General features: G+C 52.3%; 21 protein-coding genes. 15 read left to right on the forward strand and 6 right to left on the reverse strand.

What is annotated here, in order from left to right; translation table 11 throughout:
* Window positions 1–33 precede the first annotated feature (33 nt).
* From E3E33_RS09740 to E3E33_RS09760, 5 genes are all read left to right on the forward strand, one after another.
* The gene (locus tag E3E33_RS09740) at window positions 34–825 is read left to right on the forward strand and encodes a hypothetical protein (protein ID WP_240912073.1); all 792 of its coding nucleotides are present in this window, start codon (window positions 34–36) and stop codon (window positions 823–825) included.
* A 4-nt stretch (window positions 826–829) separates the two neighbouring features.
* Window positions 830–1072, forward strand: coding sequence for a DUF4405 domain-containing protein (locus tag E3E33_RS09745; protein WP_167711951.1), 243 nt, complete (start codon window positions 830–832; stop codon window positions 1070–1072).
* Window positions 1073–1104: 32 nt separating this feature from the next.
* Window positions 1105–1365 (forward strand): hypothetical protein, encoded by a 261-nt coding sequence (locus tag E3E33_RS09750; protein WP_206203325.1) that lies wholly within the window; start codon window positions 1105–1107, stop codon window positions 1363–1365.
* Between the two features lie 111 nt (window positions 1366–1476).
* Complete coding sequence (locus tag E3E33_RS09755; RefSeq protein ID WP_167712022.1) at window positions 1477–2922, forward strand: potassium channel family protein; 1446 nt, start codon at window positions 1477–1479, stop codon at window positions 2920–2922.
* Between the two features lie 4 nt (window positions 2923–2926).
* Window positions 2927–4063 carry an ATP-NAD kinase family protein gene (locus E3E33_RS09760; protein ID WP_167712021.1) on the forward strand — a complete coding sequence of 379 codons (1137 nt, stop codon included), beginning with the start codon at window positions 2927–2929 and terminating at the stop codon, window positions 4061–4063.
* Window positions 4064–4106: 43 nt separating this feature from the next.
* On the opposite strand, the gene E3E33_RS09765 is transcribed toward E3E33_RS09760, so the two are convergent.
* From E3E33_RS09765 to E3E33_RS09790, 6 genes are all read right to left on the reverse strand, one after another.
* Window positions 4107–5306: a cysteine desulfurase gene (locus E3E33_RS09765; RefSeq protein WP_167712020.1), complete on the reverse strand. Its 1200-nt coding sequence runs from the start codon at window positions 5304–5306 to the stop codon at window positions 4107–4109.
* On the reverse strand, window positions 5303–5596 hold the full coding sequence (locus E3E33_RS09770) for a hypothetical protein (protein ID WP_012571246.1): 294 nt from the start codon (window positions 5594–5596) through the stop codon (window positions 5303–5305). Before E3E33_RS09770 ends, E3E33_RS09765 begins: the two co-directional genes overlap by 4 nt.
* A gap of 78 nt (window positions 5597–5674) precedes the next feature.
* Entirely contained in the window at window positions 5675–6685 is a 1011-nt protein-coding gene (hypE, locus tag E3E33_RS09775) for a hydrogenase expression/formation protein HypE (protein WP_167712019.1), read from the reverse strand.
* Between the two features lie 46 nt (window positions 6686–6731).
* Window positions 6732–9044, reverse strand: coding sequence for a carbamoyltransferase HypF (hypF, locus tag E3E33_RS09780; RefSeq protein ID WP_167712018.1), 2313 nt, complete (start codon window positions 9042–9044; stop codon window positions 6732–6734).
* Window positions 9045–9136: 92 nt separating this feature from the next.
* Window positions 9137–10240 (reverse strand): hydrogenase formation protein HypD, encoded by a 1104-nt coding sequence (hypD, locus tag E3E33_RS09785; RefSeq protein ID WP_167712017.1) that lies wholly within the window; start codon window positions 10238–10240, stop codon window positions 9137–9139.
* 1 nt (window position 10241) lies between these two features.
* Window positions 10242–10487, reverse strand: coding sequence for a HypC/HybG/HupF family hydrogenase formation chaperone (locus tag E3E33_RS09790; protein ID WP_012571241.1), 246 nt, complete (start codon window positions 10485–10487; stop codon window positions 10242–10244).
* A 283-nt stretch (window positions 10488–10770) separates the two neighbouring features.
* On the opposite strand from E3E33_RS09790, the gene E3E33_RS09795 reads away from it, so the two are divergent.
* The 10 genes from E3E33_RS09795 to E3E33_RS09840 all read left to right on the forward strand — a co-directional run bounded on the left by E3E33_RS09795 (window position 10771) and on the right by E3E33_RS09840 (window position 22076).
* A complete protein-coding gene (locus E3E33_RS09795) occupies window positions 10771–11322 on the forward strand; it encodes a TetR/AcrR family transcriptional regulator (protein WP_012571240.1) in 552 nt (183 codons plus the stop codon).
* A gap of 394 nt (window positions 11323–11716) precedes the next feature.
* Window positions 11717–13786, forward strand: coding sequence for a formate dehydrogenase subunit alpha (gene fdhF, locus E3E33_RS09800; RefSeq protein WP_012571239.1), 2070 nt, complete (start codon window positions 11717–11719; stop codon window positions 13784–13786).
* 5 nt (window positions 13787–13791) lie between these two features.
* Window positions 13792–14289 (forward strand): 4Fe-4S dicluster domain-containing protein, encoded by a 498-nt coding sequence (locus tag E3E33_RS09805; protein ID WP_012571238.1) that lies wholly within the window; start codon window positions 13792–13794, stop codon window positions 14287–14289.
* Window positions 14290–14303: 14 nt separating this feature from the next.
* Window positions 14304–15755 (forward strand): hydrogenase 4 subunit D, encoded by a 1452-nt coding sequence (locus tag E3E33_RS09810; protein WP_167712015.1) that lies wholly within the window; start codon window positions 14304–14306, stop codon window positions 15753–15755.
* Between the two features lie 6 nt (window positions 15756–15761).
* Window positions 15762–17738 carry a complex I subunit 5 family protein gene (locus E3E33_RS09815; protein ID WP_167712014.1) on the forward strand — a complete coding sequence of 659 codons (1977 nt, stop codon included), beginning with the start codon at window positions 15762–15764 and terminating at the stop codon, window positions 17736–17738.
* 10 nt (window positions 17739–17748) lie between these two features.
* Window positions 17749–18651, forward strand: coding sequence for a respiratory chain complex I subunit 1 family protein (locus E3E33_RS09820; protein ID WP_167712013.1), 903 nt, complete (start codon window positions 17749–17751; stop codon window positions 18649–18651).
* A 3-nt stretch (window positions 18652–18654) separates the two neighbouring features.
* Window positions 18655–20406 carry an NADH-quinone oxidoreductase subunit C gene (locus tag E3E33_RS09825; RefSeq protein ID WP_167712012.1) on the forward strand — a complete coding sequence of 584 codons (1752 nt, stop codon included), beginning with the start codon at window positions 18655–18657 and terminating at the stop codon, window positions 20404–20406.
* Window positions 20406–21023, forward strand: a complete 618-nt coding sequence (locus E3E33_RS09830) for an NADH-quinone oxidoreductase subunit I (RefSeq protein ID WP_167712011.1) — start codon at window positions 20406–20408, stop codon at window positions 21021–21023. The genes E3E33_RS09825 and E3E33_RS09830 overlap by 1 nt, the downstream gene beginning before the upstream one ends.
* Window positions 21020–21820, forward strand: coding sequence for an NADH-quinone oxidoreductase subunit B family protein (locus E3E33_RS09835; protein ID WP_167712010.1), 801 nt, complete (start codon window positions 21020–21022; stop codon window positions 21818–21820). The genes E3E33_RS09830 and E3E33_RS09835 overlap by 4 nt, the downstream gene beginning before the upstream one ends.
* Window positions 21810–22076 (forward strand): hypothetical protein, encoded by a 267-nt coding sequence (locus E3E33_RS09840; protein ID WP_167712009.1) that lies wholly within the window; start codon window positions 21810–21812, stop codon window positions 22074–22076. Before E3E33_RS09835 ends, E3E33_RS09840 begins: the two co-directional genes overlap by 11 nt.
* Window position 22077: the final 1 nt, after the last annotated feature.

Consider the following 22077-nt stretch of genomic DNA (forward strand, 5'->3'; position numbering starts at 1 on the left):
TTAAATCCTCTTTCATATGTAAGATTTCACTGTATGGAGCGGAAACTTATCGCGGCATTCATCCTGTGCATCCTCTTTACGGCTCTGCCCTTCGTGGTTAAATGGGAAGAGGGAAGGCTCTCGAGCACCACCTCAGTTCTTCCGTCTAATTCCTCGATAATCGCATCAAACGGAGTCATCTACGCTGGATCTGCAGTTTCTCATGAGGGCTCGGACCTGCTGTGCGTGATTCCAGCTGAGGCCTACGTTCCTGAGCCGGGGACGGAGGTTATCCTTAATGTTACCGTGAAGTTCAAACACGCCCAGCCCTGTCCGTACTCTGATTGGGAGATAGTTACGGAGAATCCCGAAAACGTTGAGGTCATCAACGAGACTGAGACAGAGCTCCTTGATCCGTACACAGCTTTCAAGCAGTACACCGTCAGAGTTCTCGGCAACGGCACCCTTGACGTTGTGTTTAAATACGGCAGTGGCTGTCCTTACGGTACTGAGGAAAGGGTAACCATCGGGTTCTACATAGGACAGCCCCCTGAGGATATCAATCTCACCGTGACGAATCCCGGGGAAGTGCTCAACATCACGACTTTAAACATCACAGGCATCGTTGAGGAGGTCAACTTGGTTGACCGCTATTTTGTCGTGGAGGGGCAGACGATAGCGGTGAGGGGTAAGTGGACGGGGCCAGATGGGGCTGAATACAACTGGAAAGACATGCTTCTCCTTCTCCACGTTGGGGATAGGGTTGAAGTCTTCGCGAGCTATGAAAATGGCGAGCTGAAGGCCGACATCATAATCATAAATGGCCAGAGGTTTGTAAGGGGGTAGCGTCATGAGCTATAAGCTGAGGATGTGGGTTTCACTCACCCTCTTTGCCCTATGGTTAATTACAGGAATAACGGGAATAATCCTTCTGGTTGCTCCACTGGCAGCTCAATTCGGGCTAACCTTGCCGGTTAGTCTGGCCGATACCCTCCACACATACCTAGGCTTTGCCTTCTTCGGGTTGTCGTTTGTCCACATAGCCCTCAACTGGTCCGCGATGAAGGCCTACTTCAGGAAGCTCCGTTCGTGAGCAAAGTTTATACGCTTTTAGGCCAAACCAACGTGGATTACAGTGATGAGTCCAGGGGAATCGCCGAGTTCCTGGGGGCTAGATCCGGACAAAGCTTACATAGCTATTCCCACGAGGCCCCCGCTGAATCCTGTGGGGTACTCATAGACCACGAAGGCAACGCTTTCGCTTTCTCGGGCAACGTTGAGGAGGACATACTGAGCATCACCGCTGTTCATCCTATGCGTGAGGAGGCCGTTAGGGAGCTCCTGAGACAGGCCCATGCTACTGGAGCGTCGTTGAGGAGCTTTTGAGGAGAAGTCTGCTGATGGAGCTGGACTATAACGGGGAGAAGTTCTAGATGAGAACTCTGGAAAGCAGGAGAAAACTTAATTAATTGCCAGATGAGTTTATTTGGGAGAGCCATGTGCGAGTATACCTACGAAAACGGTAAAAAGTGCAGGTTGAAATCCCTTGAAGGCTCTAAGTACTGCGCCCTCCATATCTCCTACGACGAGGGCGAACGCCTGTTCGGGGAGGATATAAAGCGCATCAAAGAGGAAGCCTTTCTCAAGAGGTTGAAGGAGGGTCAGACATACTTTGAGAGTGTCTACCTGTATGAAGCTAAAATAAGTAATTTCCGGGCTGAAAAACCGATAGTCTTCAAAAACTCGCGGATTAAGACAATCCTATTTGACGATGTCACAGTTCCGGGAATTACTTTCTACAACTCCTACGCAGGTAGAATAGTCGTCTTTGAGAGTAAGGTCGGAACGCTCCTTGTCCATAGTTCCAATGTCTTTGGCCTCAACATCCTCCGCGTAAAGTTCTCGAACTCGATGTATGTCAGGAACTCGAGTGTCAGGTATCTAATGATTAATTCGACAGAGTACGTTGGAAAGGCTGAGAAGAGTGAGGAGGAATACGGTGAGAGAAAGACGGCAACGGGCAGGATAGAGCTTAGCAATCTGGATAACGTTCGCAGAATAGGTGTGAACGTCAGGTATCCACTTATGAGGCGTATCCTCGAGGAGCATGGCATAACGCCCTCTGGCTCGTCGGAGAGGAGTGTGAAGGCAACGGTACTCGCCTTCAGGAACGTCAGGTTTGACCAATCCGCGCGCTTTAAGAGGCAGGTCAGGCTGAGCGTGAGACACTTCCACGGCCAGCTCGTCCTTGAAAACCTCAACGTCTTTGGTCACGCTGAAATTCTTGGCGGCAGGATAAAGTCCCCCGAGTTCGTTCACGTCACCGTGATGGGTAACTTCATTTTCAGAAGGGTTGGCTTCTACGGCGATGCCACCTGGAACGTGACTGTTCTGCCCCACCTTCCCCTCGAGCTAAGCGTTCAGGGCTTCGTCGTCGTTGAGGACTGCCGCTTCAGCAACCCAAGGATGGCGGAGATATTCTACAGGATAGCAAGAACTAGCTGGGAACGGAACGGTGATCTAGAGCGTGCCGATGAGTACTATTACAAAGAAATGGTTTCCAGAAGGCAATCTCGCCTCACAGCGAGGGTGAGGGGAATTAAGAAGGTTCTGCTGAAGCTGGAGGCGACCTTTGAATGGCTCTTCGCCGATTTGACATGCAAGTACGGAATGGACTGGAAAAGGCCGATACTGATATGGCTCGCGGCCGTTAACGTCTTCTTCCCACTCCTCTTCTTCTTAACCCAGAGCGTGGAAGGCGTTTCAGGTAACATGGGGTTCCTTGACTATGAGTACTTCAGCGTTGTGACCGCCACCACTCTTGGCTATGGCGACTACCATCCAGTGGGAGTGGGCAGGATTATAGCGTCTGTCGAGGCGCTGTTCGGAATGTTCATGTGGGCAGTATTCCTTACAGTCTTTGCCAGGAAGTACATGAGGTGAGTCTATGAAAGTTGGACTGATCATTAACCCCATAGCGGGCATGGGAGGCAGGGTTGCCCTAAAGGGCACCGACGGAGTCGTTGAGGAAGCGATTAAGCGCGGTGCGAGACCGGTAGCTTCTGATCTGGTCAGGCTTTTTCTGAGAGAGCTTTCCCACTATGAAGAAGCCCGCTCGATAGAGTTCCTGACCGGGCCAAATGGTCTCGGTGAGGATGTTTTTAGGGAGTTCAACTTCCCCTTCGAGGTGATACAACACAGGGAAATAAGCTCTCGTGAAATCCTTGGAGTTAAGATACCGGATACAAGTTCGGAAGACACGCGAGAGCTCGCCAGGCGCATGCTCGGGAAGGCTGAGCTCATAATCTTCGCTGGCGGAGATGGAACGGCAAGGGACGTTCACTCGGCCGTCGATGAGAAGGTTCCGATTCTAGGAATTCCTACCGGCGTCAAGATGTACTCGGGAGTTTTTGCAACCTCCCCGGAGGATGCCGCCAGGGTTCTCGTAGAGTGGCTCAGGGGGCGGGCAAAGCTCGTGGAGAGGGAAGTTAATGACATAGACGAAAACGCTTATCGCCACGATGAGGTTAAAGCAAGGCTCTATGGAAGGGCCCTCGTCCCCTACGTCGAGACCCTTGTCCAGGGGAGCAAGGAAGCGACCCCACTCGACGAGGAGGAAGAGCTTGAAGCTATAGCCGAGGCATTGGCCGAGGAAATCCTTGAAAGCGATGGGATTTACTTCCTCGGTGCTGGCTCGACGGTAAAGAGGATAAAGGAGAAGCTCGGTATAGAGGGAACCCTTCTTGGTGTCGACGTAGTCCAGGTGAAGGACGGAGAGGCTGAGCTTTTAGTTAAAGATGCCACCGAGAAAGACCTTCTGGAGTTTGCTGACAGAAATCCCAGGATAGTTGTCACTGTGATCGGAGGTCTCGGATTCCTCTTTGGCAGGGGCAATCAGCAGTTTTCTCCAGAAGTCCTGAGGCGCATTCCAAAGGAGAACATAATCGTCGTTGCGACGCCTTCAAAGATTGAAAAAGGTACCATTAGGGTATATACCGGTGATAAAGAGGTCGATGAGAAGCTCAGGGGTTACATCAGGGTTCGTGTAAGCCCCTGGATGGAACGTATGGTGAGGGTTATTTAGATAGGTCTCTTAGGCATAGAACAATAAACATAGGGAAAGGGCATTAAGTCTTCAGACCTTTTACCAGCTCCTCCATGACTCCGAGGAAAGTTTCGACCTCTTCGAGGCTGTTGTAGACATGGAATGAAGCCCTCACCGTCCCGTTTATTCCAAGCTTTTTCATCACCGGCAAAGCACAGTGGTGGCCGGAGCGGACCATTATGTTGTGGTCGTCGAGTATAGCAGCGACGTCGTGGGGGTGAAGTCCAGGCACATTGAAGCTTACGACTCCTGCATGCTTCTTCAGGTTCCTCGGTCCATACCACGGGACCTCGAGCTCGTCGAGGCCTTCGGTGGTTCTCTTAACAAGCTTGTGCTCCTGTCTCTCGATTCTGCCCAGCCCAATCCTCTCGATGTAGCGGATTCCTGCTGCGAGGCCTATCGCACCACCTATGTTCGGCGTTCCGGCCTCGAAGCGCTCTGGCGGCTCTGTGAGCTTATAGCCGTCTAGACTAACGTCCTCAATAGTCCCACCGCCTATGAGGGGCGGTTCGAATGTATCAAAGAACTCTTCCCTGATGTAGAGCACGCCTATTCCAGTCGGTCCCATGGGTCCCTTGTGGCCGGAGAAAGCCAAAAAGTCCGCGTGGAGCTTCTTAACGTTAACCTCCATATGGCCGGCGCTCTGGGCGGCGTCGACCACAAATATCGAGCCTTCATCCTTGGCAATCTTTCCAAGCTCTTCCACCTCATGGATCACTCCCAGCGCGTTCGAGACGTGCTGAACAGCGACAAGCTTTGCTCCCTTTATCTTCTTTTCCGCATCGCTTAAATCAAGGTTGCCTTCGTCGTCACCTTCTATGAACTCCAGCTTAAGGCCGAGTTTCTTGGCCAGACGCTGCCAGGGGAGCAGATCGGAGTGGTGCTCGTAGGGGGTAGTCACGATTTTGTCGCCCCTCTTGAATATGTGCTCTAGGCCAAGGGCAACTAAATTAAGGCTCTCGCTCGTGTTCTTTGTGAAGACTATTTCTTCGAACTTAGCTCCAATGAAGTCCGCAACGATCTTTCTGGACTCCTCATACTTGTGAGTCGCCATCTGGGAGAGCCTGTGAACGCCTCTGTGAACGTTGGCGCGGTACTTCAGGTAGTACTCGTCCATGGCCTCAACAACTGGCTTCGGCGTGAGTGAAGTGGCGGTGTTGTCGAAGTAAATCACCTCATTTGTAAGAGGTATGTCCTTCCTAACATCCTCCGGAATCCTCATGAAACCACCTCCAATATTCCGGCGCAGTCGTATATGATTCTAGCCATCTCCTCACCCTTTTTCGAGTCCTCAAGGAGCTTGATGATTATCTTACCGCTTGGATAGACGCTGACCTCATAGCCTTCCATCTCAAGGATCAGCATCATCCCGGGGAGAATCTTTTTGATGACGTAACCTTTTTCCTTCAGGCACTGCGCGGTTCTCGTTAGATCCACCTCGACCTTTCTATCCCAAGAATAGCCGCTTATCACTATTCCCTTCATGGTTACGCATGGCTTCGCAATTATCATGCTCTCACCAATTGAGAGCTTGAGAAGGAATGATTTATAGCTTTCCCAAACCGATGGTTAAGGACAAAAATGGGAAAATCAGCAGACCCTCGGAACAGGGTCTCCCGCAGGTGGCTCAAGGAATCTCTTTCCACCTATGCCTGTCTCAACTAAGACCTTTCCACGGTAGTCCTCTATAACCTCACCGATTATCGCCGCGTTCTTTCCTTTCTCCGTTTTCCTCATAGCCTCTAGGGCTTCTTCGGCGTGCTCTTTTGGAACTATCATGACGACCTTGCCCTCATTTGCTACATCGAAGGGGCTTATGCCGAGCATCTCACTTGCAGCTCTGACTTCGGGCCTTATCGGCACGTCGGCTTCCCTTATCAGTATCCCAACGTTTGCCTTCCTGGCCATCTCGTTGAGGGCGTTGCTTAAACCACCCCTCGTAGGGTCCTTCATGGCGTGGATGTTTTCCCAGCCAATGGTTTTTGCAACGGCCTCAACGACCTCCCAGATTGGGGCCACGTCACTCTTAAGCTCGGTCTCGAAGCTTATCCCTTCGCGATGGCTCATCAGTGCTATTCCGTGGTCGCCTATCGTCCCGCTGATGAGGACGACGTCGCCGACCTTCGCCCCGGCGTCGCTTATAGGCCTCTCTGCGATTCCTATACCTGCCGTTATGACGAACATGCCTATCTCATCCTCAACGACCTTCGTGTCGCCTGTGACTATTGGAACGGGCACTTCACTAGCGGTTTTGTCCATCGAGCAGAGGATTTTTTTCAGGTCTTCCCCGTCGAAGCCCTCTCCAATTATCATCGAGTTCGCCAGCGCGAGGGGCTTTGCGCCCATAACGGCCAAATCGTTCACCGTTCCACTAACTGCCAGTCGCCCTATGTCTCCCCCCGGAAAGAAGAGGGGCTTCACGGTGTGGCCGTCGATGGTAAAAACGATGTGTTTATCCCCGAAGGGTATTGTGGCCCCGTCGTCGAGGGCATCCAAGCCAATTCCACCCGCAGATTTCAGGCTGAGGTTCTTCAGTATGACGTCTCTCAGGAGCTCCTCCATTATTTCTCCACCGGCTCCGTGTTCGAGCTTGATTTTCATGCTTACCCCTCCATATTCATCTTGATGGTGAACACCTTTAACTTTTTCACAGCATCAGGTCTTCCTTCGTTAGATATCCCTCCAGGTAAAGTCCACCGAGGAAGGCTTGACCGACGTTTATTCCGTTGTCGCCCCTCGGCACCTCGTAGGTCGAGTAGAATCTCAGACCATTGGCCTCCACTATCTTCCTCACCGTCTTCACGATAAGTTCGTTGAACGCAACACCGCCGCTGATTCCGACGTTCTTAACCCCAAACTCTTTGGCTTTATCCACTGCTATCTCTGCGAATGCCCTTCCAAGGGCCAGGTGGACTGAATAGGCCACGTCCGCAGGAGAGGCATTGATCTCAAGCGCCTGCTGGAAGAGCTCCTCCACCTTTATGAGCTCGCCCCCCACAGGAACGCTGAAGCCGAGGTCGTTCTTGCCGCGAATGGCGAAGCTTTCAAGCTTCATTGCCGGCTCGCCTTCGTAGTGCCTTCTGTAGGCTACATTGAGCAGAACGGAGAAGGCATCGAGCACCCTGCCCGTAGATGATGCGTAACTCGTGTTTACCTCTTTCGCCAGCTGGGTGAGGAGGACGTTGAATTCAACCTTTCCGTAGCGGAGGCTTTCGATGGCCTTTGGACAGCACTTCTCTATTACCTCTTCCAGCTCCTCTATGCCGTATACCTTGCTTAAAATTCCCATCAGAGCCCTCAGTGGATAGTAGCTCGCCAAATCACCGCCGGGAAGTGGATAGTAATCTATGTGCGCCAGCCTTTCAACATCCTCGTAGGAGAGGTAGATCACCTCGCCGCCCCACGTGTGCCCGTCCGTTCCGTATCCGACTCCATCGACCGCTATGCCGACTATTTCGTCAAGGTTGTGCTCCGCCATGATCGAGGCTATGTGGGCGTAGTGGTGCTGGACCTGCAGGAACTCGACGCCGAGTTCGTTGGCCATTTCCATGGCGAGCTTGGTGGTGTTGTAGCCTGGATGGAGATCGGCCACGATTAAATCGAAGTCCCTAACCCTGAGAATCCTCTTGAAGTGCTCCACCGCCTCGCGCATGAACTCAAGGACTTCCACTTTCGACGTATTTCCTATGTACTGACTCGGATAAATCTTACCATTTTTGGCCACTCCGAAGGCGTTCATGAGCTCTGCACCGACCGCCAATCCTCTGTAGTCGAAGGGAATCTCTATTGGAAGCGGGACGAAGCCGCGGGAGCGCCTTATAACCGCCCTCCTCCCGTTGACGAACCTGACAACGCTGTCGTCGGCCCTGTTGAGTATCTTCCTGTTGTGGAGGAGGAAGTAGTCGGCAACGTCCTTCAGCTCCTCAAAGGCCCTCTCGTTGTCCTTGACCATTGGCATGCCCGGATAGTTGGCGGAGGTCATGACGTAAACAGGAGTCTTGGAGTAGTGGAAGAGGATGTAGTGGGTGCCGGCGTAGGGGAGCATCACACCGATGGTGTGCAAGCCGGGAGCGAGGTTTTCCGGAAGCGGGAAGGGCTCCTTCTTGCGGAGCGTCATGATGGGTCTTCTGTAACTCTTCAGTTCCTCCAGCTCTTCTGGGGATATGAAGGCGAACTCCTCTATAGTTTCCACGTCCTTCGCCATTATTGCGAAGGGCTTCTGTGGCCTGTGGATTCTCTTCCTTAGCTCGGCAACCACATCTTCCCTCGTCGCATCGCAGGCTAAATGTATTCCGCCGATCCCCTTGATGGCCACGATGTAGCCATTATCTATCAGCTCCGCGGCCTTTTTCAGCGGGTCGCCTATGAGCTCCTCACCGTCGTTGGTATATAACCGGTAGCTCGGCCCGCAGACCGGGCAGCAGACGGGCTCGGCGTGGTAGCGCCTGTTCACGGGATCTTTGTACTCGCTCTCGCAGAAGTCACACATCGGGAACTCTCTCATTGTTGTGTTCACGCGATCATAGGGTAAATCCTCAATAATTGTGAACCTCGGGCCGCAGTTAGTGCAGACGATGAATGGGTACATATAGCGCTTGTTGGTTGGGTCGAAGAGCTCCCTTAGACAATCCTCACATATGGCTATGTCTGGCGGGATTATCGAGTCTCCTCCGCTTCCCCCTTGGGAGCTCTTCTCGATGTAGAAGCGGTCAAAGCCCTGAATCGGAATCTCCCTCTTTTTAATCTTCTCGATCTTAGCTAAAGGGGGGAGCTTCTCTCTCAGATCTAGCAGAAACGCACCTATATCCTTCTCAGGACCCTCAACGACGATCTCAACACCTGCATCGCCGAGATTTTTGACGTAGCCCCTTAAACCATGCTCATGAGCTATCCTGTAAACGAACGGTCGGAATCCAACCGCTTGAACGATGCCCTGAACGTGAAGTCTGTAAGCCTTCATTCCTCTCACCGCTTTCTTCTTTGTTTTTACAGTCTTTATAGGTTTCTGAAACCAAAAGTTAAAAACTTGGAAGGAGTTTTGAACCTTTGGTGTCAGAACAAAGCCCCATATTTGTAAAAGATGCTGCATGTCCCCTCATAAGACACCATGCATGGCCCTATCGGCTGTCTTGGAGTGCAGGTCTTCCCAAAGTGTGGACACTGTGGAGGGAGTGCCAATCCACGCAGAATGGCACCGCAAAGACAACCCTTTTCAAGGTCGGGAAGCTTCGGGACTTCTGGATCATAGTATGTCCTTATCTCCAACTCTTTCCACTCCTTCTTGAGTTCGAGTCCGCTCTTGGGCATCACACCTAGAGCACGCCATCTGGCGTCTTTAACCTCAAAGAACTTGTCCACAAGCCGCTGGGCTGTAACATTGCCCTCGTATCTGACAGCCCGGGTGTACTCGTTGATGATTCTTGCTTCACCAGCTTTGACCATCTTAAGGAGCAGCAGAATCGCAAGTAACATATCCACTGGTTCGAAACCAGCTATAACCTGCGGGATGCCATACTCGGTGGTTATATATTCCCATCCCTTGACCCCAATTATCGTTGAGACGTGGCCGGGATCTATTAATCCGTGGAACTTTGTGCCCTGCTTCACTAGAGTTTCAACTGCGGGGGGCGTTAGGCGGTGAACGGAATATATTTTGAAGTTCTCAAGCCCTTCCTCAACAACAGAATTGAGCATCCCAGCGGCCGGTGCAGTGGTGGTTTCAAAACCTGGACTAAAGTGAACCACTGTTTTGTCGGGATTTTCCTTGGCAAGTTTGTATGCATCATAGATAGAATATACTATCCTAACGTCATAGCCTTCGCTCTTTAGGTCGGCGAAGCTTCCTCTTGGGGTTGGTATCTTGTACATGTCCCCAAATGTCGTGAGAATTATTCTCTCGCCTTCTTCATGAGCTTGGCGCATTATCTCTTGCATCTTGACTATGTCTTCGACTGGCGTTATGCAGACGGGACAGCCGGGGCCACTGACGATTTTGACATTCTCTGGAAGTAGTGACCGGATTCCGCTTCTCGTTACAGTGTCCTCGTGGGTTCCGCAGACGTGCATGAAACGGACCTCTTCGAGACCATTTGCCTCTTCGTGGATTTTTTTAACGATTTTCTGGGCCAGTCTTCGATCCCTGAACTTCTCGAGCATCTCAATACCCCCGTGGGAGTTCCTCGCCCCGGGTTATTCTGAACACCTCGTCCCATGCTTCGAGTATCTCTTTAGCGCGCTCCTCGTCCAGCTTCTCTATTGCAAAGCCTGTATGCACGATCACGTAATCGCCAACCTTAACATCAGGAAGCAAATCAAGGCGAGCTTCCCTCTTTACGCCCCCGAAATCAACAATCGCAACGTTTCCGTTGATCTCAAGAACCTTAGCTGGAACTGCCAGACACATTTTTCTCACCTGTTTCTAGGTTTGTCTGGGACTTTTTAAATGTTGCATAAAAAAGAATTTCATATAACCTCAACTAAAGGGAGGATTCTCTAACTGCGAATTCTAGTTCTAACTTAAGGCCTGATGACACTCACAAATCAAAAATCCCAAGGAATAGCGGATTTGATATCCTTTTAGGAATGTATGATTATTCTATTGAGTGAATTGAATTATTTAAATTGCCGTAACTTTTTTATATAACGCCAATGACCTCGCAGTCAGTACTATACGGGGAGTGCTGGGGATGGACACTAAGGAACGGATATTGAAAGCTGCAGAAGAACTCTTTGCCGAGAAGGGCTACGATAAGACCACTGTTGATGAAATCGTTGAGAAAGCTAGAGTTGCTAAGGGCACTTTCTACAACTACTTTAAGAGTAAAGAGGAATTGATAAAAATCGTTGCTCTCCAGTCTCTGCCGTACTCAGCAATACGAGAGGAGCTTGAAAAAGAGCATGAGAACCTCGCTGATTTTCTGCACAGTATTGCAAAGGCGTACATCGTATATTACTGCGATCCTGTTCTGAGATCCCTGTTTTTCTACACACTAGCTGTTAAGGGTAAGATAAGAGAGGTTGAGGAAATTCACAGGAAATTCTGCACAGAGGCGATTTCCAAAGGTGCCAAGAAGATATCACAGCTCGCAAACGTGGATGAAAAAACTGCCATGGTTGTTTTTAAGGCGTTTTATGGAGCCTTATTTTCGAGACTTGTTTTTGCTGAGTATTCGTGTACCCCTGATGTTGATTATGTTTCGGAACTCATCCAGCTTATAGAGAAAAGCTTGAAAAACTAGCACTTTTTATGAATAATTTTTTAGATATTTCGCTTGTTATTGAACTATTTTATGCATCCCAATGGAAGTGCGAACGAAAGTAAATACAATATATCGCTTGATTAGATATTCGTTTAACTTTGGTGCCTTTTCGTGTCCATCTAGTAATTGGTATTCAAATTGTTGTCATGCATATGTGAATTGTTACGAATTTTAGCATTATCATGCTGATCTGAATACTATGATTTCTATAGACTAAAAAATCAACACTTTTAGTCACCATATTACTAAATGATCATAAATTTACACTGGAAAATCAATTATGTGTACAACATAATGTTAGAGAAAATTATTTAAATGGTTCATTACTCACACCATCTGAATAAACTGACTAGTCAGTCATCACGGGTTGGTGATGGGTATGGCAGAAAAGCGCATATCAGTGGTGTGTCCGTGGTGTTCCGTTGGTTGTAGATTTTACATAGTAAACGTCAATGGCTACCCAAAGAAGATCGAGTTCGACTACGACCACGACATCAGGAACCACGGCAAGCTCTGTCCAAAGGGTGTCGCAGCCTTCCAGCATCTCAGGCATCCAGACAGGCTTAAAAAGCCCCTTAAGAGGGTTGGCGAGAGGGGTGAAGGCAAGTTCAAGGAAATAAGCTGGGAAGAGGCTATTAAGGAAATCGCACAGAAGCTCAGTGAAATCAAGGAGAAGTATGGTTCGGAGGCTCTTGCTTTTCTCGGAAGTGAAAGGTGCTCCATAGAGGAGAACTACGTTCTTCAGAAGCTGGCAAGGGCTTTGGGAACCAACAACATTGAATATGTGTGTAGGATGTGTCAGTCAACGGCTGTTGCAGGTAAGGGGATGGTTCTTGGACACCCCGGTCTGACGAACCCCTTCGAGGACATTCTTAAGGCCAAAGTTATCGTCCTTTGGGGATACAATCCAGCCGCAACTAATCCGGTCTTCTTCGGCCAGTACATTGAGAAGGCAATTCTCGACAACAACGCCACCCTCATTGTCGTTGACCCAAGAAAAACGAAGACTGCCAAGTACGCAGACATACACCTGCAGCCATATCCCGGAACCGACCTTGCCATTGCGTTGGCTATGCTCAACGTCATAATCACCGAGGAGCTCTACGATAAGGACTTCGTGGCGGAGCGCGCGGAGGGCCTTGAGGAGCTCGCCAAGACCGTCGAAAAGTACACTCCAGAATGGGCTGAGAAGGTCAGCGGCGTTCCTGCCGAACTCATAAGGAAGGCCGCAATCACCTTTGCAACGGCCGGAACCGCCGCCCTGCTGACGAACGAGGGTGTGAACCAGCACGCCAACGGAACGAGGACTGTTATGGCTATCACTGAGATGATGGTTCTCTGCGGCTACTTCGGAAAGGAGGGCGTCATGTCTGGAGCTATACCCGGTGCCCACAACGGTATGGGCGCTGGTCTAATGGGTATTGGACCACACGAACTGCCAGGAAGATTCCCGCTCCACGCCGAGGAGCACAAGAGGAGAATTGAGGAGGCATGGGGCTTCAAGATCCCAGAGAAGCCTGGAATCACTTACGTTGAAATGATTGATGCAATCCTTGAGGGCAAGCTCAAGGCCCTCTACGTCATGGGAACCAACCCTGCCAAGGCCCTTCCGAACCTCAAGAAGGCTGAGGAGGCCTTTAAGAACATCGAGTTCCTCGTCGTCCAGGATATCTTCCTTACTGAGACCGCGAAATACGCCGACATAGTCCTTCCAGCGGCTGCATGGTTTGAGAAGGACGGAACCGCCATAAGCTTCGAGAGAAGGGTTCAGAGGAGCTTTAAGGCTGCTGACGCACCGGGAGAGGCCAAGCCTGACTGGGAAATCCTTGTTATGCTCGCTAAGGAGCTCGGCTTTGGAGAGTACTTCAACTACTCTGATGCAGACGACATCCTGAGAGAAATAAACAGAATCATTCCGCCCCTTGCTGGCGCGACACCCGAGAGGCTCAAGAAGAACCTCAAAGGCTGTATGATACCCTGCCCAGACGAGAACACTGAGGTTCCGAGGCTCTTTGTCCAGGGCTTCCTCACGCCAAACGGAAAGGCCCAGCTTATTCCTGTGGAGTATAAAGAGCCTGGAGAAGTCCCCGATGAGGAGTACCCGTTCTGGCTCACCAACTACAGGTTCGTTGGCCACTTCCACACCGGAACCATGAGCCACAGGAGCAAGAGCCTGAGCAAGAGGTGGCCAGAGGAGTACATTGAGATCAACGAGAACGACGCGAAGAGGCTCGGCATAAAGGACGGCGACCTCGTGAGAGTCGAGACCAGGAGGGCAGCGCTGGTTCTCAGGGCCAAGGTTACACCGCACATCAGGGAGGGCGTCGTTGCCGCGCCGTGGCACTGGGACTTCAACTACCTGACCACGGACGTCCTCGACGAATACGCCAAGATGCCGGAGTTGAAGACGGCCGCGTGTAGGATCTCCAAGGTTGAGGGGTGATTTAAATGAGCAAAAAGATATTTATCGATTTTAAGCGCTGCATTGCCTGTAAGGCCTGTGAAGTCGCCTGTGAAATGGAGCACGGGGAAGCGAGGATTAGGGTTTTTGAGTTCCCTGACTTGACCAGCGTCGCCTTCAACTGCCGCCACTGTGAAAAGGCTCCATGTATGGAAGTGTGTCCAGTTAACGCGCTCTCCAAGGACGATGATGGCGCAGTCGTTCTCGATCCCCTCAAGTGTATCGGCTGTCTCATGTGCGGTCTGGCCTGTCCATTCGGCATTCCAAAGATAGACGAGTACAACAAGATAATGGACAAGTGCGACCTCTGTGCCCACAGGAGAGCCGAAGGAAAGCTTCCTGCCTGTGTCTCAGCGTGCCCAACTGAGGCCCTCAAGTACGGCGACATAAACGATGTCCTCTGGGCCAGAGAAGGAAAGATAGTCGCCGAGCTTAAGGACATCGGCGACAGGACCAACGTCCTCGAGGCCTACCTCATCAGATGAAAGGAGGTGCCAGGATGAACGCCTCTCCCTTCATTATATCTTTTTTGATCCCCCTGCTCCTCGGTCCACTCCTGTTCAAATTAGACGGTAGAAAGGCCGATGTATTCATGCTCATCGCCGTTGTGTCTTCCTTCCTGGCTAATCTTGTGGGAGTCCTCGAATACCTGAAAGTCGGTGGCGCTCATCATATCGTTTACCTCGAAACTTCTTCCCTCGGTGAGGTCTACGGCGTTATAATCGACCCAATGAGCGTTTTGGTCGGTTTTGTCGTGAGCTTGGCTGGCGTGCTGTTCCTTCTCTACGCGGTGGACTACATGAGCGAGAGAAACAAGCAGCACCCCGTCTACTCTGATAAGGGCAGGTTCTATGCTTGGATGGTCATCTTCGTTGGAGCTACGCTGGCATTCATATACTCCTCCACGACGCTTCAGCTGCTCATATTCTTCGAGATAATGGGACTCGCCTGCTGGGGTGTCGTTGGGTATTATAAGGGCCCAAAAGCCGAGAGAGCCGCATACAAGGCCCTGCTTGTGCCGAACTTCGGTGCCATGGTGGGCCTCTACACCACCGTTGGCATTGGCATCCTCAAGCTCCATGATTTGAGCATCTATGCGCTCCAGAACCTGAATGATGAGCTCAAGCTTCTCGTGTTCCTTGGCGTAATGGTTGCGGCCTTTACCAAGAGCGCCCAGTTCCCGCTCTATTCATGGCTTCCGGATGCAATGGCGGCGCCGACACCTGCTTCCGCTTTTCTCCACGGTGCTGCAATGGTTGAAATGGGCGTTTACCTGCTCGCCAGGGTCACCCAGTTCATGCAACCGATTCCGGAGACAGCTTTCTACGTTATGCTCGTCTTCGTATCGCTAACTTTACTCATAGCAATCCTCTACTACCCGCTCCAGAAGGACGCCAAGAGACTCCTTGCTTATTCAACCATAGCAGAGGCAGGAGTGATGTACGTTGGCGTGCTCTATGCCGTGCTTGGCTCTGTCTATGGTCTCCAGGCGGCCATGTTCCAGCTGGCTAACCACGCTTTCGTCAAGGGTCTTGCCTTCCTCACCGCGGGAACCTTCAGTTACGCTTTTGGAACGCTCGACATGGAGAAGATTAAGGGCCTCGGAAAGCTCGTTCCGGTCGTTGGTGCAAGCTGGTTCTTAGCCCTTCTCGGCCTGGCTGGAGTTCCTCCGCTCGGCCTGTTCTTCAGCAAGGCGTATCTCTTCATGAACGCGTCTTCAATAACCAGCTGGGTTGGCTGGATTCCGCTCTTCCTAGTGTTGGCCGATGCCACGGTTTTCCTTGCGGTATCTCTCGGATGGATTAAGAGGATGGTATTCAGCGAGCCCCTCCAGGAGAGTGCAGAAGTTTCCCCGCTGATGCGCTTTGTCCTCGTAGTCCTGATAGTCCTGTCCATCGTTGCGCCGTTCCTAAGCGTGAAGCTCGTGACTCAGATAGGGTTCATGGGGTGATGTGGGATGATGGAAATTCCAATCGCGCTCTACTCACTCTCAGCGATTTCCGGCCTGATTGGAGACTTTAAGCGGAGCATTAAGATTTCAAGCGTCCTCTCAGCCATAGCATCCCTATCCCTTCTGGGCATAGCTGCCCACGCCCTGTCCAGGGGGCTTCCCGTTCAGGAGAGCTTTTTGGGCATTCCCCTAATCATAGACAGCCTCTCCCTCCCGTTCCTGTTCATCATCGCCCTGCTCAGCCTCGTGGTCTCAGTGTACTCCATCTCTTATATGGAAGTCCACAGAGATACTGGAAGACCACTGGCGTACACCATCCTCTACGGCACGTTCGTGCTGTCGATTGTATTCGTGGCTCTGACGTCAAACCTGCTCTGGTTCGTCTTCTTCTGGGAGCTGATGACCCTAGCTTCCTTCATCTTCGTGAGCTGGAGGGAGCAGGACGCTGGAATTAAATACCTCCTCACGATGCAGCTCGCCAACACGGTGCCCCTCTTCGTGGCCCTCGGCATAATCTACTCCGCCACTGGAAGCTTCAGCGTTGATTACGCCACGCTTAAGGAGGTTGCATCTTCCCTTTCTCCAGTCCAGCTCAAGCTGCTCTACGCGATGTTCCTCGTGACGTTCCTTGCAAAATCTGGAAGCGTGCCCTTCCAGTTCTGGGTGCCCGATGCCTACGAAGCCGCTCCCAGCAATATAGCCTCGCTGATGGCCGGCGTCATGGAGAAGATGGCGGTTTACGGTCTGATAAGGCTCCTCTGCAACGCCCTGCCATGCAGTGAAGGCATTGGTTACGTTCTCGTTATCGTCGGCATACTTACCATGACCTTCGGAACCCTCTATGCCCTCAGAGAGACCCACGCGAAGAGACTCCTCGCGTACTCAAGCGTTGGACAAATGGGCTACATCTGGTTCGCGGTGGGCATGGGTATGGTCTTCCTGACGATGGGCATGGAGAGCCTGGCTTACCTGGCCTTCCTCGCCGGAGTCTTCCACTCCTTCAATCACACCCTCTTCAAGGGGCTGCTCTTTCTCATCTCGGGCAACTTCGAGTACTCCGCCGGAACCGCTGACCTCAACGAGCTGGGCGGTCTGAGGAGGGCAATGCCGTACTCGTCGCTCTTCACCGTCATAGGTGCGCTCTCCCTCGCTGGAGTGCCCCTCTTCAGCGGTTTCCTCTCTAAGTGGATGATTTACCAGGCCGGCTACTACTCTGGAATCGGCCTCTTCGTCTTTGGCTCCGTAATGGCGGTGTTTATGAGCGCCGTAACCTTGGCATATTCGCTCAAGCTCTACACCTCTGCCTTTGGAGGCGAGCCAAACAAGTGGACTGAAAATGCTATTGAAGTGCCATCGAGCATGCTCCTTGGTGAGGGAATCCTGGCTTTAATCTCGCTCGTCATTGGAGTGTTCCCTGTCATCGCTTATCCACTCTTGACGATTTCAGTGAAGGGAAGCGTTGCCGTTACCATGAGCTCAATATCCACAGGCTTTGATTACTTCTCGCCGATAGCCCTTCTCCTTGTGGTTTCATTCGTTGCAGTTGCTTCGTACTTCGTCCTCAGGCCAAAGACCTTCGATGTCAAACCTTGGAACACTGGAGCGCTTTTCCTGCCGGAGGAGAGGTATGGAGCGAAGGCCAGGGACTATTACAGGCAGTACTTTACCGAGATGGAGGGCCTCTACAAGCTTGGAAGCGCCGCTGGCAAGGTCGGAAGAGTCCTTCTCTCTGCTCTGATGTCCGTCTACCTCGTTCTCGCCAGGGGCCTCGTCTACACCGGCAGGGAGAAGAAGCGCTCCTTCACCCTTGACGAGCTTCGCCACCGCACCGTCAGGTACCTGGACGAGGCATTCTTCGCGCCGATGATGGATCTAGTCAAAAACATCGCCGTGCTGGCAGCGGGCATCTCGGTGTCCATGAACGAGCTCTTCCTGGCTTCAATGCTGACCACGGTGATAATACTCGCACTTCTTGTGTTGTGAGGTGATGGTGATGGACTACGTAAGCATTATCGCCGCTCCAATCGTCCTCTTCCTCCTTCCACCGTTCCTTGACGGAATAGGGAGAAGGATAAAGGCGAGGATTCAGTACAGGAGAGGACCGCCTATAATGCAGACGTTCTACGACCTCGAAAAGCTTCTCAAGCTGCCGTCAGTGCTTCCAACTGAGGGCCCAATCTTCAGGCTGGCCCCGTACATAGCCCTGGCATCTGCCATTGCCGGCGGCCTAATGCTTCCCTTTGGAAGCGAGCCGGTGTTGGCTTTTGGAAAGAGCCTCATAGTGTTCTTCTACGTCATGGCTATGGTCAGCGTAGTGATGATACTTGCTGCTTTCTCCGTCCAGAACGCGTTCTCGCACATAGGCGGACACAGAGAGGTCATGCTGATACTCTCGATTGAGCCAGTGCTGGCCGTCGTCTTCGGTGTCCTGGCATTCAAGCTTGGAACGCTCAACGTCGCTGAGATGCCCTTCAGTGCTAACCTCTCGCTTTCCGTTGCCCTAGCTTACATCTTGCTGGCTTACACGGTCTACGTTGAGGGCGGATTCGTTCCATTTGACATAGCTGAGGCAGAAACCGAAGTAATCGGGGGCCCGCTCACCGAGTACAGCGGAAGGCTCCTCGGAGTCTTCAAGTACGCCCTGCTCGTCAAGAGGGTTGTCCTGCTCTGGCTGCTGGCGTCTATGATTGTGATTCCCGCCATGAGGTCTCTCGGTATAACAAGCTCAATGGCACTGCTCGTCGCCCAGCTGGTCGTTACGTTTCTGCTTTATTCGCTTGCCGTAGCCGTTGAGGCTGCAAACGCCCGCCTGAGGATCGACCAGGCGGTTTCCCTTAACAAGAAGGTCTTCCTGATGTCCCTTGCTGTCCTGATAATAGCGCTGGTGGGGTGGTGAATTATGGAGTGCAGCGTGTGTGCGGGTGGATGCAGATCGGCTGAAGTTGAGGACGTCCTTGAGGATGGTCATCTAAAGGAATTCGTGGAGAAGTTTAGGAGGGTAATCTTCGAGTGCAAGAAGCTGACGAGGAACCAGTACCTGTTCGTCGTTGATAGGGAGGCACTTCCGGAGATGGTCCTCCACTGGCACAACCATCCCGAGCTGAAAGAAACCCACTTCTCGATGGGAACAGGAACCGATGAGAGGAACATCGCCGGAAAGTTCACCTACGCTCCGGTAATAAACGTTGCCGTTGAGCCCGGAAACGGGGAGAGGAACTACTGGGTTATTCTGAAGGCCTACCTCGACGAGGACAACCCGGAGTTCCCCTCCATAGCCGCGAAGCTTCCAGCAGCCCTTTGGGCGGAGAGGGAAGTCTATGATCTGCTTGGCTTCAACCCCAAAGGCCATCCCGACCTGAGGAGGCTCGTCCTGCCGGAGGACTGGCCGGAGGGTGTTTACCCGCTCAGGAAGGACCATGACTACAAGGCCTCGCCGATGGATACGCCAAAGTGCTACTACAAGCCCGGGCCGCCCGACACAATGACGGTTCCGATTGGTCCGTACCACCTGGCGCTCGACGAGCCGGCCCACTTCAGGATATTCGTCAAGGGGGAAACGGTGGTTGACGTTGACTACCGCGGCTTCTACTCCCACAGGGGAATCGAGAAGATAGGAGAGGGAAGACTGACCTACAATCAGGTGCTCTTCATAGCCGAGAGAATATGTGGAATCTGTGGCTTCCAGCACTCGACGAGCTACGCCCAGGCGGTTGAAAACATAGCCGGCGTTGAAATCCCCGAGAGGGCCATGTACATAAGGACGATAATGCTGGAGATAGAAAGGATTCACTCCCACATGCTCTGGGCCGGTGTTGCGGCTCACCTGACGGGCTTTGACACGGGATTCATGCACGCTTGGCGCGTCAGAGAGCCTGTTATGTGGCTCGCAGAGAGGCTCACAGGAAACAGGAAGACCTACGGAATCAACATCGTCGGAGGAGTTAGGAGGGACTTCCTCGACTACCGCAAGGAGATGATAATGGAGAAGATCAAGGAGCTCAGGAGGCAGGTCGAAGAGTTCATCGAAATAGCGACCGGTACGGCAACCTTCGTCAAGAGGGCCGAGGGGGTTGGAATTCTGCCGTACAAGGTGGCCAAGGTTTACTCAGTCCTTGGTCCGAACGGAAGGGCCAGTGGGAGGAACATTGACATTAGAAGGGATCAGCCGTTCGCAGCATACAAGGATTTGGACTTCAAGGTTCCAGTCTACAAGGAGGGCGACGTCTTGGCAAGGTTCCTCATCAGGATGGACGAGGTGCTCGAGAGCATCTGGATAATAGAGCAGGCCATTGACCAGATGCCGGGAGGAGACGTCTTCGTGCCGATAGGGGAGCTTCCGGAGTATGAAGAGGCCCTAGGCTACAGTGAAGCTCCAAGGGGCGAAGTCATCCACTACGTCATGACTGACAAGAAGAACAAGGTCTACCGCTGGAAGGTCAGGGCGCCGACTTACAACAACCTGCCCGCCGTTCCGGAGATGCTCAAGGGCTACAGCGTTGCCGATGCCCCGCTCATCATAGCGAGCATAGATCCGTGCTACTCCTGTACGGAGAGGGTTCAGATAGTGGACGTTGAGACCGGAAAGGCCCAGACCCTGAACGAGCAGCAGTTCAACATGCTCTCAATACAGAAGGGCAAGGGGGTGGCCTGATGGCCCAGGCGATTTCTTTCACCGACAGGCTCAAGTTCTGGAGACGGCCCGAGGAGGAGGTTAAGAAAGCTCCTGTTACCACCTCCTATCCTTTCATCGAGATTGAGAAGCCGCCGGAATATAGGGGCATACCTCGCATAGATCCTCACCTCTGCATTGGTTGTGGAGCCTGTGTTAGGGCCTGTCCACCGGACGCGCTCACGATAGAGTGGGACTTCGAGAACGGGAGGAAGAGGATAGTCTTCAACGCCGCGCGCTGCATAAGGTGCCACCGCTGCGTCGAGGTTTGTCCAACCGGCGCGATGCAGGGCACAACGAGGTTCGAGATAGCGACGCCGAACAAGGAGGACCTCATCGAGGTCGTTGACCACAAGCTCTACAGATGCCCGCGCTGTGGGCGGTACGAGGAGTTCACCGAGAGGCAGATAGGGAAGATGTTCCAGATTCTGCCGGAGGAAGTCATTGACCAGCACGGCATAGCCGAGAGGGCTTTTCTCTGCAGGGAGTGCAGGATGGAGGAGAGCGCCAAGACCTTGGCGGTTCAAGGGCCCTATGCGGATAGCCTTCTCCTTTCCCTCTATCCGAGAGGCTCAAAGGTGATGGGTGAGAGGAGATGAGCGGGTTGAAGTCCGTTTGGGTCTTCCACGTTGACAGTGGGAGCTGCAACGGCTGCGACATAGAGATACTCGACGTGCTCACGCCCTATTACGACGCCGAGAGGCTTGGAATAAAGCTCGTGCCGAGTCCAAGACATGCCGATGCCCTCCTCGTTTCAGGCCCACTCACGAGGCAGACTTACTACGCTGTCAAAGCAGCCTACGAGGCGATGCCGCCGAAGCCGAGGATAGTTGTGGCCATAGGCACCTGCGCGTCCAGTGGTGGTATATTCTACAACGGTTACCCAATCTACAACCCGAACCCTGAGAGGGGAAGCGACAGGCTCAGGACGGGTGGAATAGAGGTCCTTTTGGCGGAGTACGGGAAAAAGCCCGACATGTACATTCCAGGATGCCCGCCAAGCCCTGAGGAAATACTCTACGGTTTAGCTCAACTCCTCGGCCTGAAGGAGAAGAAGATGAAGGGCGAGTACTACTATGCAGACGAGATTGAGTTCGTTCTTCCAGAGAGACCCATCGAGGAGAGGATTTACCTGACGCTCAGAGAATCCCTGAGGCGCGTCGTGGGGTACTTCGACAGGGAGAAGGTTCTCGAGGACTTCATGGCCCTCGTGGAAAAGGCTCAGGAGAGCGAGAACCCGAGGGAGAGGCTCCACGAGCTGGTCATCGGATACTTCCTGAGGGAGAAGGATTCCCGTGTGAAGTTCGCGATAAGGTTCCTCGAAAACGAGTACTGGAGGTTGAAGGATGCCTACGAAAAGAAGCACCTGGCACTTGTTAAAGCTGGTGTACGTTAATCCACCTTACGTCTCGAAGGCGATGGCACATTTCGCCGGCGACATGGCTGTGTTAGAGGAAATAGGCACGCTGAATGAGAAAAGCGTCGAGATAATCAAGGAGAGCCTCGGGGCAAAGGGAAACGAGATAGACCTGTCTATAGGCGACCTTATACTGATACCAGTGGAAAGGTTGCCCGAGGACGATAGGAAGCTCCTCTTAAAAGTCGCCCAGGAGCTTGGGGCGGACGCCAAGCTCAAGATAGTGAGGAGGTGAG

The sequence above is a fragment of the Thermococcus sp. GR5 genome, assembly GCF_012027535.1.
In the GTDB taxonomy this organism is placed as follows: domain Archaea; phylum Methanobacteriota_B; class Thermococci; order Thermococcales; family Thermococcaceae; genus Thermococcus; species Thermococcus onnurineus.

Bases quoted from the DNA above. Each gene is read 5' to 3' on its own strand.
- E3E33_RS09825 (WP_167712012.1), top strand. From the start codon at position 18,655: ATGGAGTGCAGCGTGTGTGCGGGTGGATGCAGATCGGCTGAAGTTGAG.
- E3E33_RS09755 (WP_167712022.1), top strand. From the start codon at position 1,477: ATGTGCGAGTATACCTACGAAAACGGTAAAAAGTGCAGGTTGAAATCC.
- E3E33_RS09770 (WP_012571246.1), bottom strand. From the start codon at position 5,596: ATGATAATTGCGAAGCCATGCGTAACCATGAAGGGAATAGTGATAAGC.
- fdhF (WP_012571239.1), top strand. From the start codon at position 11,717: ATGGGTATGGCAGAAAAGCGCATATCAGTGGTGTGTCCGTGGTGTTCC.
- E3E33_RS09805 (WP_012571238.1), top strand. From the start codon at position 13,792: ATGAGCAAAAAGATATTTATCGATTTTAAGCGCTGCATTGCCTGTAAG.
- hypF (WP_167712018.1), bottom strand. From the start codon at position 9,044: ATGAAGGCTTACAGACTTCACGTTCAGGGCATCGTTCAAGCGGTTGGA.
- E3E33_RS09745 (WP_167711951.1), top strand. From the start codon at position 830: ATGAGCTATAAGCTGAGGATGTGGGTTTCACTCACCCTCTTTGCCCTA.
- E3E33_RS09835 (WP_167712010.1), top strand. From the start codon at position 21,020: ATGAGCGGGTTGAAGTCCGTTTGGGTCTTCCACGTTGACAGTGGGAGC.
- E3E33_RS09830 (WP_167712011.1), top strand. From the start codon at position 20,406: ATGGCCCAGGCGATTTCTTTCACCGACAGGCTCAAGTTCTGGAGACGG.
- E3E33_RS09820 (WP_167712013.1), top strand. From the start codon at position 17,749: ATGGACTACGTAAGCATTATCGCCGCTCCAATCGTCCTCTTCCTCCTT.
- E3E33_RS09760 (WP_167712021.1), top strand. From the start codon at position 2,927: ATGAAAGTTGGACTGATCATTAACCCCATAGCGGGCATGGGAGGCAGG.
- hypD (WP_167712017.1), bottom strand. From the start codon at position 10,240: ATGCTCGAGAAGTTCAGGGATCGAAGACTGGCCCAGAAAATCGTTAAA.
- hypE (WP_167712019.1), bottom strand. From the start codon at position 6,685: ATGAAAATCAAGCTCGAACACGGAGCCGGTGGAGAAATAATGGAGGAG.
- E3E33_RS09815 (WP_167712014.1), top strand. From the start codon at position 15,762: ATGATGGAAATTCCAATCGCGCTCTACTCACTCTCAGCGATTTCCGGC.
- E3E33_RS09795 (WP_012571240.1), top strand. From the start codon at position 10,771: ATGGACACTAAGGAACGGATATTGAAAGCTGCAGAAGAACTCTTTGCC.
- E3E33_RS09810 (WP_167712015.1), top strand. From the start codon at position 14,304: ATGAACGCCTCTCCCTTCATTATATCTTTTTTGATCCCCCTGCTCCTC.
- E3E33_RS09740 (WP_240912073.1), top strand. From the start codon at position 34: ATGGAGCGGAAACTTATCGCGGCATTCATCCTGTGCATCCTCTTTACG.
- E3E33_RS09765 (WP_167712020.1), bottom strand. From the start codon at position 5,306: ATGAGGATTCCGGAGGATGTTAGGAAGGACATACCTCTTACAAATGAG.
- E3E33_RS09790 (WP_012571241.1), bottom strand. From the start codon at position 10,487: ATGTGTCTGGCAGTTCCAGCTAAGGTTCTTGAGATCAACGGAAACGTT.